Origin of the sequence: Streptomyces nojiriensis (assembly GCF_017639205.1) — a bacterium.
GTDB classification, from domain to species: domain Bacteria; phylum Actinomycetota; class Actinomycetes; order Streptomycetales; family Streptomycetaceae; genus Streptomyces; species Streptomyces nojiriensis.
Map to the genome: position 1 here is coordinate 1,475,389 of NZ_CP071139.1, position 15,125 is coordinate 1,490,513.

Annotated in this window: 11 protein-coding genes and 1 pseudogene; 5 read left to right on the top strand and 7 right to left on the bottom strand. The window is 73.8% G+C overall.

Annotation, left to right across the window (positions count from 1 at the left end):
- Nucleotides 1-70 precede the first annotated feature (70 nt).
- The 3 genes from JYK04_RS07135 to JYK04_RS07145 all read right to left on the bottom strand — a co-directional run bounded on the left by JYK04_RS07135 (nt 71) and on the right by JYK04_RS07145 (nt 4,242).
- The gene (locus JYK04_RS07135; RefSeq protein ID WP_189734049.1) at nt 71-2,140 is read right to left on the bottom strand and encodes a SpoIIE family protein phosphatase; all 2,070 of its coding nucleotides are present in this window, start codon (nt 2,138-2,140) and stop codon (nt 71-73) included.
- 151 nt (nt 2,141-2,291) lie between these two features.
- The gene (locus JYK04_RS07140) at nt 2,292-2,978 is read right to left on the bottom strand and encodes a response regulator transcription factor (RefSeq protein ID WP_189734051.1); all 687 of its coding nucleotides are present in this window, start codon (nt 2,976-2,978) and stop codon (nt 2,292-2,294) included.
- 76 nt (nt 2,979-3,054) lie between these two features.
- Complete coding sequence (locus JYK04_RS07145; protein WP_189734053.1) at nt 3,055-4,242, bottom strand: sensor histidine kinase; 1,188 nt, start codon at nt 4,240-4,242, stop codon at nt 3,055-3,057.
- A gap of 125 nt (nt 4,243-4,367) precedes the next feature.
- On the opposite strand from JYK04_RS07145, the gene JYK04_RS07150 reads away from it, so the two are divergent.
- Complete coding sequence (locus tag JYK04_RS07150) at nt 4,368-4,616, top strand: hypothetical protein (RefSeq protein WP_189734055.1); 249 nt, start codon at nt 4,368-4,370, stop codon at nt 4,614-4,616.
- A gap of 514 nt (nt 4,617-5,130) precedes the next feature.
- Here the strand turns inward: JYK04_RS07150 and JYK04_RS07155 are convergent.
- Nucleotides 5,131-6,396, bottom strand: a pseudogene (locus tag JYK04_RS07155) (DUF6777 domain-containing protein); the annotation flags it as partial.
- A 93-nt stretch (nt 6,397-6,489) separates the two neighbouring features.
- On the opposite strand from JYK04_RS07155, the gene JYK04_RS07160 reads away from it, so the two are divergent.
- The gene (locus JYK04_RS07160) at nt 6,490-7,785 is read left to right on the top strand and encodes a streptophobe family protein (RefSeq protein ID WP_189734059.1); all 1,296 of its coding nucleotides are present in this window, start codon (nt 6,490-6,492) and stop codon (nt 7,783-7,785) included.
- 21 nt (nt 7,786-7,806) lie between these two features.
- Here JYK04_RS07160 and JYK04_RS07165 read toward each other — a convergent pair whose 3' ends face one another.
- From JYK04_RS07165 to JYK04_RS07175, 3 genes are read right to left on the bottom strand one after another with little or no spacing between them, the layout of a single operon-like run.
- Nucleotides 7,807-8,820, bottom strand: a complete 1,014-nt coding sequence (locus tag JYK04_RS07165; protein ID WP_189734732.1) for a serine/threonine-protein kinase — start codon at nt 8,818-8,820, stop codon at nt 7,807-7,809.
- Nucleotides 8,817-9,581 (bottom strand): hypothetical protein, encoded by a 765-nt coding sequence (locus tag JYK04_RS07170; protein WP_189734061.1) that lies wholly within the window; start codon nt 9,579-9,581, stop codon nt 8,817-8,819. The genes JYK04_RS07165 and JYK04_RS07170 overlap by 4 nt, the downstream gene beginning before the upstream one ends.
- A 5-nt stretch (nt 9,582-9,586) precedes the next feature.
- Nucleotides 9,587-11,974, bottom strand: coding sequence for an ABC transporter ATP-binding protein/permease (locus tag JYK04_RS07175; protein WP_189734063.1), 2,388 nt, complete (start codon nt 11,972-11,974; stop codon nt 9,587-9,589).
- A 179-nt stretch (nt 11,975-12,153) separates the two neighbouring features.
- On the opposite strand from JYK04_RS07175, the gene JYK04_RS07180 reads away from it, so the two are divergent.
- From JYK04_RS07180 to JYK04_RS07190, 3 genes are read left to right on the top strand one after another with little or no spacing between them, the layout of a single operon-like run.
- On the top strand, nt 12,154-13,167 hold the full coding sequence (locus tag JYK04_RS07180) for a cation diffusion facilitator family transporter (protein WP_189734065.1): 1,014 nt from the start codon (nt 12,154-12,156) through the stop codon (nt 13,165-13,167).
- Between the two features lie 57 nt (nt 13,168-13,224).
- Complete coding sequence (locus JYK04_RS07185; protein WP_189734067.1) at nt 13,225-13,704, top strand: NUDIX hydrolase; 480 nt, start codon at nt 13,225-13,227, stop codon at nt 13,702-13,704.
- A 48-nt stretch (nt 13,705-13,752) separates the two neighbouring features.
- The gene (locus tag JYK04_RS07190) at nt 13,753-15,006 is read left to right on the top strand and encodes a Tm-1-like ATP-binding domain-containing protein (protein ID WP_189734734.1); all 1,254 of its coding nucleotides are present in this window, start codon (nt 13,753-13,755) and stop codon (nt 15,004-15,006) included.
- Nucleotides 15,007-15,125 lie beyond the last annotated feature (119 nt).

The following is a 15,125-nucleotide window of genomic DNA, read 5'->3' on the forward strand; positions in this document are numbered from 1 at the left end:
GCGCGGGCCGGCAGCGGGCTCCGGGCGCCCGGCCCGCGACCCGCGACCCGCGACCCGCGACCGACGGTCCTCAGCCGGCATCCTCCGGGGCGGCCAGGGCGAACTCGCACCACACGCACTTCCCGCCGCCCCGGGGCTCCACGCCCCACTCGTCGGCGAGCCTGTCCACCAGCATCAGCCCGCGCCCCGAGACCGCCCAGTCGCCCGCCTCGCGGCGCCTCGGCAGGGCGCTGCTGCCGTCCTCGACCTCGATCCGGATCCGGCCCTGCGCCGTGAGCCGCATGCTGACGTGGCCGCCGCCGTCCGTGTGGACCAGGGCATTGGTCATCAGCTCGTCCGCCGCCAGTTCGATCTCGTCGGCCCGGTGCCGCGCTCCCCAGGCGGCCACCGCCGCCCGGATCAGGTGCCGGGCCAGCGCCGGGGCCTTCGTGTCACCCGGTTCCAGGCGCTGCTGCAGCGGACCGCCGCCGCGCGCGGTGGGGGTGCCGCGGCGGCGCAGCACGAGCATGGCCATGTCGTCCCCGCCGCCCGAGTCGCCGACCAGGTCGCACAGCACGTCGGCGAGTTCCTCCACGTCGATCGGGCCGCTGTGGACCGCCGCCATGAGCTCCCGCATGCCGGCGTCCTGCTCGGCGCCGGGCCGTTCGATCAGGCCGTCGGTGCACAGCAGCAGGGTGTCCCCCGGGTGCAGTTCGAGGCTGGTGACGGGGTAGCCGGAGCCGGTGCCCGGCTCCTCGCGCGGCGGCAGGCCGAGCGGCAGCCCGCCGGCCACCTGGACCCGGTGGACGCTGCCGTCGCCGCGCCGCACGACGGGGTCGATGTGCCCGGCGCGGACCATCCGGGCCATCCCGGTGGTGAGGTCCACCTCGGCGTAGGTGCAGGTCGCGAACCGTTCCGTCTCCAGTTCGCGCAGGAAGGCCGAGGCACGGGCCATCGCCGCGCCCGGCGTGTGCCCCTCGACGACGTAGGCGCGCAGCACGATGCGCAGCTGCCCCATGACGGCGGCCGCGTCCGTGTCGTGCCCCTCGACGTCGCCGATCATCACTCCGACGCGGCCTTCGCCGAGCGGGACCACGTCGTACCAGTCGCCGCCGATGTCCCGGCCCATCCGCGCGGACCGGTACCGTACGGCGATCCGCGCGCCCGGCACGTCCGGGATCCGGCGGGGCAGCATGGCCCGCTGGAGCCCCTCGGCCAGGTCGTGCTCCTGTTCGAAGAGGATGGCCCGCTGGAGGCTCTGCGCGACCCCGCTGCCGAGCGCCATCAGCAGGTTCCGCTCCTCGGCGGTGAAATCGCCGTCCCGTGTGTAGAGCAGCCCGAGCGCCCCGACGGGCCGTCCCTGGGCGATCAGCGGGAGGTAGACGCCGCTGCGGACGGACAGCGGCTCGATGTACGGCCACAGGTCCGGGTAGCGCTGCTGGAACTCCTCCCGGGAGACGAGGAAGACCGACTGCATGGTGCGTACGGCCTCGCTCATCGGGAGCCGCGCATCGATCCGCGTGTACTCGATCTCGGGCACGTACGAGCCGAGCTCCCCCTCCGCGACCAGGTGGATGCGGCCGCCGTCGACGACGCCCAGCATCACGCTGACGGCGCCGAGGTGGCCCAGGGCCTGCGGGTCCTTGAGGATGTCGGTCACGTCGTTGACGGTGCGGGCGTGGGCGAGGATGGCGGTGGTCCGCTCCACGACGCCGGTCATCCGGCGCCGCCCCTCGATCTCCTCGCCGGCGGCACCGGGCTCGCCGGGGTCGTGGGCGGCGTCGCGCAGGATCCCGATCACGCGGTACGGGCGACCGGACGGGTCCCGCAGGATGTGCCCCTGGATGTGGGTCCAGGACGGCTCGCCGTCGCGCCGGCGGCTGCGCACGTAGGCCCCGTAGTGGCTTCGGCGGTCCTTGATCGCCTGCGCGACCCGGGTGTCGAGCCGGGCCTCCTCACCGGGCGCCAAGCGGCTCCGGAGCCCGCCGGGGGTCCCGTCGTACTCGTCCGGGCGCAGGTCCATCACCTCGAGGGCGGTGGGATCGAGGTACATCCGGCCGCTGTCGAGGTCCCAGTCGAAGGTGCCCATGCGATTGAGCGCCAGGCTCGTGTCCGGCCGTGCGGGCCAGCCGACGTCGGAGTTCTCTGCCCTACGGGCCATGCAGCCAGGGTCTCACTCCGGCCCGCCGGTGTCCCTGCGGGCGGCCCGGACACCTTCCGTGCCCGGCCCGACACGCCGGCGCGGGCGCCCGTCGGCAGTGCGGCCGGCGGCGGACCGGCCGCGGCCCCGGAGGCACCGACGGCCGGGCGGTTCAGCGCCGTCCGCTGTCGGGCAGGGCCGCGTCATGGACCAACAGGGCGATCTGGACCCGGTTGTTGAGGTCGAGCCGGGTCAGGACCCGGGACACGTGGGTCTTCACCGTGGGCAGTGCCAGGTGGAGCTCCCGTCCGATCTCGGCGTTGGACAGGCCCCGCCCGACCGCCAGGGCCACGTCCCGCTCGCGCTCGGCCAGCAGCGCCAGCCGGGCGCGGGCGGCGGTCGCCCGGGTGTCCCGGCCGGAGTCGCCCGCCACCTGGTCGATGAGCCGGCGGGTGACGGCCGGGGAGAGCACCGGGTCCCCGGCGGCCACCGTCCGGATGGCCGTCACGATCTCCTGCGGCGGGGTGTCCTTGAGGAGGAACCCGGCCGCTCCGGCCCGCAGAGCCCGCAGGACGTGCGCATCGGTGTGGAAGGTGGTCAGTACCAGCACGTCCGGGGCTCCCGGCCGCGCCCGGAGCGTCTCGGTGGCGGCCAGCCCGTCGACGCCCGGCATCCGGATGTCCATGAGCACCAGGTGGGGTTCGTGCGCGGCGACCAGGGCGGGCACCTCCGCGCCGTCCGCGGCCTCCGCGACGAGCTCGATGTCCGGGGCTCCGCCCAGCATCAGGCGCAGTCCGGCCCGGACGATCGCGTCGTCGTCGACCAGCAGTACGCGAATCACCGGCGCCTCGTCTTCCATGTCCCGTGGCCTCGTGGCCCTGTGCCTTCGTGGCCTGATGGCCTGGTGTCTCGTGGTCTCGTGCCGGTCCCCGGGATCAGCCCTGCCAGGGTAGCCAGGCCCGCACCCGGAACCCGCCGCCGGCCGGGAGGGCCGTCAGTTCCCCACCGGCCAGCCGGGCGCGTTCGGCCAGCCCGATCAGCCCCTGCCCGCCGCCTTCGGTCGGTCCGGGGACCGTGCCCCGGACCGGATCCGGTCCGGGCGGCGGGGTGTTGTCGACCTCCACCGTCAGCCCGTCGCCCGGGCCCCCCGTGACCCGCACGTCGGCGGTCGCGCCGGGCGCGTGCTTGCGCACGTTGGTCAGAGCCTCCTGCACGATCCGGTACGCCGTACGCCCCACCAGGGGCGGCGGCACGGCCCCGTCGGGCGGTCCGGCCAGCTCGATCCGTCCGCCCGCGGCCCTCGCCTCCGCCACCAGCCGGGGAAGGTCCGCCAGCTCCGGCTGCGGGCGCTCGCCGCCCTCGGCGGGCCCCGCGCCCGTACGCGTACCCGGCCCCGCACGGAGTACGCCGATCACCTCGCGCAGGTCGTGCAGCGCCAGGTGGGCGCTCTCGCGCATCACCCCGGCGGCCCGCTCGATCTCCGCCCGCGGAGCGCCGGGATTGAACTCCAGGGCGCCCGCGTGCAGGCTGAGCAGCGACAGCCGGTGGCCGAGTACGTCGTGCATCTCGCGGGCGATCTCCTCCCTGGCCTCCATCCGGGCCCGCTCGGCCCGCGACTCCGCGTCCGCCTCGGCCAGTTCGGCGCGCTCGCGGAGCGAGGCGATGAGCTGCTGCCGGGACCGCCGGAACAGCCCCCAGCCGATGGCTCCGGCGATCAGCGCGAAGTACGTCACGGCCGAACCGGCCCGCTCCTCGGACATGTCCGGCAGCTGCCACAGGAAGAGGGGCAGCGGGCCGAAGACCAGGGCCGCCACCCATGCCGTGGCCTTCCACGGCCGGGTCGCGGCCACCGTGAACACCGCCACCATCGCCGGGCCGGTCAGGTAGTGCGCCACGCTGCCGGCCAGGAGCAGCACCACGGCCAGCCGGACCGGCGCGCGCCGCCGCAGCAGGACCGCCGCGCACCCGAGCCCGCCGGCCACCTGGTCGGCGGCCCGCCAGCCCGGGCCGAGGCTCTCCGCGACCGGGATGGACTGCGAGCTGACGGCGGCGAAACAGGCCGCGAAGAGGAACAGGGCCAGGTCGGCGGCCCAGTCCCGGCGAGTGCGGTGGATACGGCGCATGCCCCGGAAATCTACGCGGGCGGGCGCGGGAACGGGCCTGCGCGGCCCGTTCCGGATACTTAAGTACGAGCGGGGGAGCCCCAAGGCCGATGTCCGACCCGGCGCCCGGCTCCTAACGTCGCAGCATGACCTCCACCTCACCGAAGTCCCCGAAGTCCCCGCTGGCCACCGTCACGGGTGCGCTGTGCTTCATCCTCACTGTCGGTGGCGCGAGCGGCCTGCTGTACGAGTGGCTCGGCTGGATCCGCTTCATGGGCTTCCTCCGTTTCCTCGCCCCCGACGGCTATGAGATCTACAGCTACATCGTCATGATCGCCCTCGGCCTCGCGGTGGGCGTCGCGGGTGACACCCTCACCCGCCGCGACCGGGCCTGATCCCCGGTCCGCCGCGGCGACGCCCCGTGACAGCGCCTCCTCCCCCGTTCGGGGAGGAGGCGCTGTCACGGACGGGGAGCGGTCAGCTTTCCTGAGCCGGGCCCTCGGGCTCGGGCTGGGGTGCCGTCCGGGCCGGTTCCGGCTGCGGAGCGGGCGGCTGCGCCGCGGACGGCGGCGGGGGCGCGGACGGCTTCTGCGCGGAAGGCGGCGGCGGAGCGGACGGACGCTCGGGTGCGGACGGCTTCTGCGCGGAAGGCTTCGGTGCGGACGGCGGCGGCGGAGCGGACGGACGCTCGGGTGCGGCCGAGGTCGGCGGACGCGGCGCGGGAGAGCCCGGAGTCGCCGGAGACGCGGGAGTCGCCGGAGCCGGGGGCGACGCGGGAGTCGCAGGCGCCGAGTTCGGCGTCGGTGACTGCGCGGGCGGCTTCGAAGGCGGCTCGGAGGCGGGCTTCGAAGGCGGCTCCGAGGCCGGCTTCGAAGGCGGCTCCGAGGTCGGCTTCTCGGGCGGCTTCGACTCGTCGGACGACTTCGAGGGTGCTGTCGAAGGTGGCTCGGACTTGGCCGGGGTCTTCTTCGGTGACTCCGAGGGCGGCTTCGACGGCGGCTTCGAGGGCGGCTTCGACGGGGACTCCGAAGGAGACTTCGACGGCGACTCGGACGTGGACTTCGACGGTGTCGGCTTCGTCACGGACGTGCTCGGGGTCGGGGACGTCCCGGACCGGGTCGGCCTCGGCGAGGTCACGGACGGGTTCGGGGTCGTCACCGACGGGGGCGGCGTGAGCGGCGGCGTCGGGACCGGCGGCGGCGGGATCGGCCTGTCGGGCTTGGGCTTGCCGCCCTGGTGGTCGCCCTTGGGGCGCTCGTACCACCGGTGGTCACGGTGGTCGTAGATCACGATCTTGTTGATGACGGTCGGCGCCGGTGCGATGGCCACCACCTTCGCCGGCTGGTACGAGGGCCACGTCTGCCCGAAGCGCTTCGGGGCGGCCTTGAGCGGCACCGGCGGACCGAGCGGGTTCCCGCATGCGCAGCGCACCCGCGGCACGCCGCGGTCGTCCACCAGCACGGCCGTCCCGGCCTGGAGCACGGCCTGGTAGGGGACGAGCTTGCCGTCCCGGTAGCTGTGGTTCGTCACCCGGGTGTCCATGCGCAGCTGCACCGAGGTGAGGGAGCGGAGGTAACCGGGAACCGCGGCCGGCTGGATGCCCTGTGCCTGGGCGAAGGCCGCGTTCTTGGCGGGATCGGCGCCCAGCGATCCGATCAGCTGCTCGACGTCACAGCTGGCGACGTTCCTGGTGCCGCCGTACACACCCGGCGCGGAGCCGCTGACGCTCCTGGTGCCCACCGGCCCGGTCGGGCTCGCGCTCGGACCGACCGTGCCCTGGGGAGAGGGCGGCGGGCTCTCAGGCGGGGGCGGGGCGCCCTTCACCACCGTGGACTCCGTGAAGGGGTCGGGGCCGGAGGAGGCGACGGGCTGGAGGAACACCTCGCCACCGGCGTTGTCGGCCTTCCCGCCCGGCCGGGTGAGGACCACGGCCAGGGCCACGACCGCCGCCACCGCGACCAGCGCGGTGACGAGGCGTGGCACGGAGCGCCACCAGGGCCCTCCGGCCGGTCCCTGACCCGGGCCTCCGGACCCGCCCGGCCCGCCCGGCCCGCCCGGCGGCGCCGACGGCGGTGGTGGCGGCGGAGTCCCCTGCTGCCCGCCCGAGAGCGGGCCGGAGGGGGGCCCGGTGGGGCGTCCTGAAGACGGCCGTCGGCCGGAGGGTTGTGTGGTCACGGGCTCTTCTTCCCAGGAGGAGTGAGTTCCCCGGGGACCATTGTGTGCGCCGTCCGGGTGGTGCCCGCAAGCCGGGGATGTCACGGTGGCAGGGTGACTCGGACGCCGGAATCGTCATCCTCGGGGGGCTCCGCGAGGGCATGGCGGGACGCCCTCGTCGCGGTCGTCGCGGGATTCGCGGTGATGACCGCGGTCGCCGTCGCCGGGCTGATGTGCGCGGGCGCGGGCGACCTCCCGGGTGGCGCGTTCCCGCATGTGGCCGCCGCGGTCGTGGTGATGGCGGCGGGCGGTTCGCTGGAGGTGTCGGGCGGTGCCGGTTCGCTGGCGGGGGCGGACGTGACCCTGTCGGTGGTCCCCCTCTCGGTGAGCCTGGCGGGCGCCCTCGTGACGGGCTGCCTCTTCCTGCGCCCCCTGCACAACCGGGCCGTCGCCCGGCCGCGCGAACTCATCGGCCGCGCGGTTCCGTTGGTCGTGCTGTGGCTGCTCGCCCTGACCGGCGCCGCCTTCCTCGCCCGCGAGACCTTCGGCATCTCCACCGGCGACTCCCCCATCGGGACCATCACCGAACTCCTGGACTCCGCACCCACGGTGGGCTTCCAGGCCGACCTGCCGGCCACCCTCCTGTACGGACTGCTGTGGATCCTCGGTCTGTTGGTGATCGCCCTGTTGGTCTCACGGCGCGCCCCGCTCCCGGCCCGGCTGGTCCGCTTCCACTCGGCGCTGCGCCCGGCCGCCTTCGCCACGATGCTGCTGCTCCTCGCCTACGTCGTCCTCGGCATCGGGGTCGGCGTGGTCGTGGCCGCCACGCAGGGCCATGCCGACCGGACCCTGGCCGTGATCCTGCTCGGGCTGCCGAACCTCGTCTGGCTCGCGCTCACCCTGGGCTTCGGCGGCGCCTGGCAGGGCAACGTCGAGGGGCCCTTCGGGCTGCCGATGCCGCAGCTGCTGGACCAGGTCCTGCGCGGCTCCGACCCGTCCCGGATCGACGTGGCCTCGCTCGCGGAGCAGGACTCCCGGGCCTGGTGGCTGGTGGTCGTGGCCGCCGTCCTGCTGCTCGGCACGGGCGTCCTGGCGGCCGTACGCTCCCCCGCCCACGTCCGCCCCTGGCAGCACGCTCTCCACCTGGGCGTGGCCCTGGCCCTGGCGACCTTGACGGTCTGCCTGCTGGGCCGGATCCAGGCGCAGTTCGGGCTCTCCCTGCTGGGCATCGGCGAGGTCGACGGCCTCAGCGGCCAGGTCCAACTGCAGCCCGTGCTGTGGCGCAACGTCGGTCTCGGGCTCCTGTGGGGAGCCGTGGCGGGATTCCTGGGCGCGCTGCTGGCCCGTCCGCTGCACCGCGGCGGCCGTGTCGACGAACCGGCCGCCGCGACCCGCGCGACACCCGAGTAGGCCGAGCGTGCCGGGAGCGGCTCAGGCCGTCCCCCCGGAGGCCGGCCGGCCGAACACCGGGAGCGCCCAGGCCGGCACCGGTGGCGGGGCGGGCAGGTCGGGGCGGGCGCCCGCCTCATCGCCCGCCACCCCTGTCGTCGTCGGCCCGCCGGCCTCCCCCGCCCGCCGCAGGGCCCCGGTGAACTCCAGACAGCTGCTCCACCGGTCGTCCGGCGACTTGGCCAGCGCCTTCGCCAGGACCGCGTCCACCTCTTCCGGCAGCCCGGGCCGCCGCGAGCTCAGCGGGGGCGGGGCGTCGTACTGGTGGGCCCACAGCAGGGCGATGTCGTCGTCGCGCTGGAAGGGCGGTTCCCCGGCGAGGGCCTCGTAGACGACGCATCCCAGGCTGTAGACGTCGCAGCGGCCGTCCACCGGCTTGCCCGAGATCTGTTCCGGCGCCACGTAGGTCATGGTGCCGACGAACTGACCGTCGGTCGTGAACCCGGTCAGGGACAGCGATTTCTTCGTCAGCCCGAAGTCCGTGAGGTAGGCGTGTTCCGGGTGGTCCCGGTCCGTGCCCGGGGCGATCAGGATGTTGCCCGGTTTCACGTCCCGGTGGACCAGGTCGTGGGCATGGGCGGCGTCCAGCGCGGAGGCCACCTGGCCGGCGATGCGCGCGGCCGTCTCCACCGGCAGCGGGCCCGTCCGGTCCAGCATCACCCGCAGGTCCGGTCCCTCGACGAGGCGCATGGCGATGTAGAGCAGTCCGTCCGCCTCCCCCGCCTCGAACACGGGCACGATGTTGGGGTGCTCGATGGCCGCCGCCACCTTCGACTCGTGGGCGAACCGCTGCCTGAAGGTGTCGTTCCGGGCCAGCTCGGGGGCCAGCAGTTTCAGTGCCACCCGCCGGTCGAGGCGCAGGTCGAGCGCCTCGTAGACGACGGCCATGCCGCCGCGCCCGATCTCGCTCTCCACCAGGTACCCGGCGATCTGCTTCCCGCGCAGGTCGGCCGGGGACCCGTCCGCGGGCTCCGCCCGTTCCTCGGCCACCGTCAGCCGTCCCCGGGATCGCGGGTGTCCACGATCCGCGTCGGGTCATGGGCCTCCGCCCGTTCGGACCGGTCCCCGGGCCCTTCGCGCGGGATGGCGACCGCGTCGGTCGGTGGCGGTTCCTTCCGTACGCCGGCCCCGCCGCCCGGACGCGTCTGCGCGGGCGGCGGCTGCGGCCCGGGTTCGGGTGCGGGTGCGGGCGCGGGTGCGGGTTCGGGTTCGGGTGCGGGTTCGGGTTCGGGTGCGGACGCGCCGCCCGGGCCGGCGACGACCGCGTAGGTCGTCATGCGGTCGCCGTCGTCGTACAGCCACCGGCCGGACCTCTCGTCGTAGAGCCACACCGATTCCCCGTCGATGACCACCCCGGCCCGCAGTCCGCGCACCGAGCGGCGGAAGGCGTCGGCGTCGATGCGTCCCGAGGCGAGCTCGTCCACGGCCCGCCGGTAGCGTTCCAGGGCCTCGGAGCCTCGGGTCAGCAGCGGCCGCGGGTCCTCGGAGCGGACCGGGGGCCGTCCCCCGGCCGTCGGCGGCGGGTGCGGCACGGCGACCAGCAGCCGCCCGTCCACCCAGGCGGACCACCCGTTGGCGCACAGGACCTCCCCCCACTCTCCGCGCCGGGACAGCAGTTGCACGGGCAGGAACGGGTCCAGGGGCACGGTCGGCCGGGTGACGTCCGGGCCCTCCCAGGCGGCCAGTCCCTCCTGCGGCACCACATGCGTGGGCCGGAAGTCCGCCACCTCGCCTCCGGGTCCCAGCGGGCTGCTCATGGGGCCTACTTCCGCATGATGGTCGGCTCGTGGCGGCGCAGCAGCCGAGAGACCAGCACGCCGAACAGCACGGACAGGACGACGAGCATGCCCATTTCGAGGAGCCAGAGGTGGGCCTCGTGGTCGAACAGCGGGTCCTGGGTGATCTTGCCGGGCACGATCGCCCCGAGGTCGATGGTGCCGGCCATCGCCCCCATGGCCCAGCGTGCCGGTACGAACCAGGCCAGCTGTTCGATGACGGGGACGCCGGTGAGTTTCAGCAGGGAGCCGCAGAAGACGACCTGCACGATCGTGAGGAGGACCAGCAGCGGCATGGTGACCTCCTCCTTGGTCACCAGGGCGGAGATCAGCAGGCCGAGCAGCATCGCGGTGAGGGACAGCAGGGCGACGGCAAGGGTGATCTCGAGAAGTGGTGGCATGAAGTTGCCGCGGCCACCGGGGGCGTTGATGGTGACGCCCGCGAGGCCTACGAGGGTCAGGACCACGGCTTGGGCGACGGTGATCGCGCCGAGGACGACGACCTTGGACATCAGGTAGGCGGAGCGGGACAGGCCGACGGAGCGCTCGCGCTGGTAGATGACGCGTTCCTTGACGAGTTCGCGCACCGCGTTGGCGGCGCCGATCAGGACTCCGCCCACACAGAGGATGAACAGGGCGTTCAGCGCGGTTTCGGCGTTGAGGGTGTTGCCGGCCAGTGCGCGGGTCATGGCGCCCATGACGAAGGGCAGCGCGACCATGATGATCAGGAAGGTGCGGTCGGACCTGAGCACGGAAGCGTACCGGCGGATCAGGGTGGAGAGCTGGGAGCCCCAGCTCTGGGCCTTGGGCGGCGGCTTCGGCGGCGGGCCGGCGGCGGACCGTTCGGCCTGCTCCGTGAGCGGGAGCCGGCCGGCGGTGAAGTCGACGTTGCGCCGGTGCATCGGCGAGGCCCGGTACTCCCCGGCCCAGTCGCGGTCGCGCTGGTTCTCGAAGGCTTCGAAGGCCTCGGGCCACTGGTCGAAGCCGAAGAAGTCGAGGGCCTCCCCGGGAGGACCGTAGTAGGCGATGCGCCCGCCGGGTGCCAGGACCAGGAGGCGGTCGCAGCCTTCGAGGTTGAGCACGCTGTGGGTGACGACGATGACCGTGCGGCCGTCGTCCGCGAGCTCGCGCAGCATGTTCATCACCGAGCGGTCCATGCCGGGGTCGAGTCCGGAGGTGGGCTCGTCCAGGAAGAGCAGGGAGGGCTTGGTGAGCAGTTCCAGGGCGACGGAGACGCGTTTGCGCTGGCCGCCGGAGAGGCTGTGGATGGGCTGGTCGGCACGCTGTTCGAGGCCGAGTTCGCCGATCACCTCGTCGACCCGGGCCTGGCGTTCGGCCTTGGCCGTGTCCTGCGGGAAGCGCAGTTCGGCGGCGTAGGTGAGGGCGCGCCGGACGGTGAGCTGGAGGTGCAGGATGTCGTCCTGCGGGACGAGGCCGATGCGGCTGCGCAGCTCGGCGTAGTCGCGGTAGAGGTCGCGCCCGTCGTACAGGACGGTGCCCTGGTCGGCGGGGCGCAGGCCGGTCAGCGCGCCGAGCAGGGTGGACTTGCCGGCTCCGCTGGGGCCCACGACGGCCAGCAGGCATTTGGCGCCGACGGGGAAGGAGACCTGGTCGAGGAGGGTCTTGCGGCCCCGGTCGACGGCGACGGTGAGGCCCTGGACGTCGAGGGAGACCTCGCCGGTGTCCACGAACTCCTGGAGCTGGTCGCCGACGAGGCAGAAGACCGAGTGGCCGATGCCGACGATGTCGCCCTCGGTGACGGGGGTGGGCCGGGTCACGGCGGCGCCGTTGAGGTAGGTGCCGTTGTGGCTGCCGAGGTCGACGATCTCGTAGCTGCCGTCGGCGAGGGCGTGCAGCTCGGCGTGGCGGCGGGACACGGTGAGGTCGTCGACGACGAGGTCGCTCTCGGGGGCGCGGCCGATGCGGACGGTGGTGCGGACGGGCAGCGGACGTACCGTCGTCGGCTGCCGGAAGGTGCCGGTCATGGCCGGGTTCGTGACGTGGGAGGGGCGGCCGGTGCCGGGCCCGGGGGGTGGTGCGGGCGGGGGCGGCGGCGCGGGGCCGATGACGGCGGCGCGGGGCCCGTCCTCGACGCTGCCGAAGCGCAGTTCCGTGCCGACGCCGACGCTCCACTCACGGACGCGGTGACCATCGGCGAAGGTGCCGTTGGTGCTGCCCTCGTCCTCGAGCGTCCAGTGGTCGCCGTCCGGGCGCAGGATCGCGTGGTGCCAGGAGACGCGGGCGTCGTCGAGGCAGATCTCGCAAAGGGGGTCCCGACCGACGTGGTAGATCCGGTCGGGATCCATCTCGGTGGCGCCCCAGTCGGTCACCAGGACGAGCTGGGGCGCGGTCGGCACACTTGGGCGCTGGACCATGACCAGATTTTCCCACGATCGGGAAGGTCCGGCACCGGTCGGACATCACCGCAGGTCAGAGGCCTCTTATGGGTAATGACAACGGTCCCCGTTGCAGCCTTTGCCGATCCCGCCGGGGTGCGCTTCACTTCACGCGACGGGACCGGACGCACCGGTGCCGCGACGAGACGGGGGACGCCATGAGTGGGCACGACCACGCGCACGACGGCCACGACCACGGCCACGACCACGGAGGGCACAGCCACGGCGTGGCGGCCGATGCCGACCGGCGCTGGCTGGCGATCGCGCTCGCCCTGATCGGCGGGTTCATGGCCGTCGAGGTGGTCATCGGCCTCATGGCCAACTCGCTGGCCCTGATCTCCGACGCGGCCCACATGCTGACCGACGCGGTCTCGATCGTCCTGGCGCTGATCGCCATGCGGCTGGCCGCCCGCCCCGCCCGCGGCGGCTTCACGTACGGCCTCAAGCGGGCCGAGATACTCTCCGCCCAGGCGAACGGACTGACGCTGATCCTGCTGGCGGCCTGGCTGGCGTACGAGGCGGTGCGGCGGCTGATGGACCCGCCGCCGGTGGAGGGCGGGCTGGTCGTGGTGACCGCGCTCGCGGGCATCGTCGTCAACGTGGCCGCGGCCTGGTGCATCTCCCGGGCGAACCGTTCCGCGCTCGTCGTCGAGGGCGCCTACCAGCACATCCTGAACGACCTCTTCGCCTTCATCGGCACCGCGGTCGCCGGTCTGATCGTGCTGACCACCGGCTTCCGGCAGGCGGACGCGATCGCCACGCTGGTCGTGGTGGTGCTGATGGTCAAGGCGGGCTACGGGCTGGTCCGCGAGTCCGGCCGGATCCTCCTGGAGGCCGCCCCGGCCCATGTGGACCCGGACGCGGTCGGCGACCGCCTCGTCGGGCACCCGCCCGTCACCGAGGTGCACGACCTGCACATCTGGACGATCACCTCGGGCCAGGCGGCCCTGTCCGCGCACGTGCTGGTGGAGCCGGCGGGCGACTGCCACGCCGTACGCCGCGACCTGGAGCGGCTGCTCGACAAGGAGTACGGGATCACGCACACCACCCTCCAGGTGGACCACGCCCAGGACTCCCTGCTCACGGTCGGCCGCGCGGGCGGGGGCGCCTCCGACGCGCACTGCGCGGACGCGCACGGTCCGGTGCACCGGCAGGGCCCGCACGACCACTGACGGCGGAACGCGCAACCGCGTCACTGACCGGGGTCCGTACGGGGCATGGATGTACCCATGACACACAAACGCAGTGCCGGACTGCTCCTCTTCCGGCGGACCGGTCCGGAGCCGGAGCCCGGTGTCGAGGTACTCCTCGGACATATGGGCGGTCCGCTCTGGGCCGGGCGGAAGGCCGGTGACTGGGCCATCCCCAAGGGTGAATACGGGCCCGAGGAGACTCCGCGGGACGCGGCCCGCCGCGAGTTCACCGAGGAGATCGGGCTGCCTCCGCCGGAGGGCGACTACCTGCCGCTGGGCGAGGTCCTCCTGACCAGCGGAAAGCTGGTGACGATCTGGGCGGTGGAGGCGGATCTCGACCCCGCGCTGATGGTGCCCGGGACGTTCACGATGGAGTGGCCTCCGCACTCCGGGAACGTCCAGGAGTTCCCGGAGCTGGACCGGGTGGCCTGGTTTGCTCCGTCCCTGGCGCAAAACATGCTGATTCCTTCCCAACTCCCGTTTCTGGAACGCCTGTTGGAGCTGCTGAAGGTTTGACCCACACTTGCACTTGCCAACACCCTTACCTGCATGGACATTGCACACATGACCAACGTCGTGCTGGTGGGGACCTTGGACACCAAGGGTGTGGAGTACGGCTGGCTGCGCGAGAGGCTGCTGCGCGCCGGCGTCGAAGTGGTACTGGTCGACACGGGAATCATGGGCGAACCCAGGGTGCCCGCCGACGTACCGCGTGAGGCGGTGGCCCGGGCGGCCGGAGCGGAACTGCCGGAACTGCGCACGGCCGCCGACCGGGGTGCGGCCGTGGCCACCATGGCGAGGGGTGCGGAGGCGACCCTCTTACGCCTGCACGCCGAGGGCAGGCTGCACGGGGTACTCGCCATCGGCGGGAGCGGCGGCACTTCCATCGCCACCCGGGCGATGCGCGCCCTGCCACTGGGCGTACCGAAACTGATGGTCTCGTCCATGGCGTCCGGGGACGTCCGCCCCTACGTGGGCTCCTCGGACATCACGATGATGTACAGCGTGGTGGACATCGCGGGGATCAACAGCATCTCCGCACCGGTCCTGGCGAACGCGGTCGCGGCTATCACCGGGATGGCCCGGGCCTACGCCCGTACCTCCGCGGAGGGCCGCCCGCCCCGGCTGGGCGCGGGCGGCCGCCCCCTGGTCGCGGCGAGCATGGCGGGCGTGACCACGGCCGGAGTGGACGCGGCGCGCGAGCGGCTGACGGAACTCGGCTACGAGGTGCTGGTCTTCCACGTCAGCGGCACCGGCGGCCGCACCCTGGAGACCCTGGCCGGCCAGGGGATCTTCGCGGGCGTCCTCGACCTCACCCTCAGCGAGCTCGCCGACGACCTGTGCGGGGGTCTCCTCACCGCGGGCCCGGACCGGCTCAGCGCGGCCGGGCGGGCGGGAATCCCGCAGGTGGTGAGCCTGGGGGCGCTGGACATGGTGAAGTTCGGCCCGCTGGAGAGCCTGCCCCGGCAGGTCCGCGACCGGGGCGTCCACGTCCACAATCCGTCCATCACGGTGACCCGTACGACCGCGGCCGAATGCGCGGAGCTCGGCCGCCGGGTCGCGGCGAAACTGTGCGCGGCGAGCGGCCCCACGGCGGTCTGCGTCCCGCTCCGTGGACTGTCCACGCTCGGCGCGCCGGGCGGGCCTTACCATGACCCCGGCGCGGACCGGGCCCTGTTCTCCGCGCTGCGCGAGGGCCTGCGGGGCAGTGCCACGAGGCTCTACGACTACGACACACACATCAACGATCCGGCCTTCGGGCGGGCGGCGGCCGACCGGCTGCACACCATGATCGGCGCCATGTCGGCCGCGGCCTGAGCCGTCCGCCGTGGTTGGGAACCGGCCACGGCGGAAACCACGTCCCTTGGGGCGTCCGGTCCGGGGAGGGCCGGTGGACGCCGGTCCGGGACCGGTCGGAGCGTCCGAGCGATGCGGCG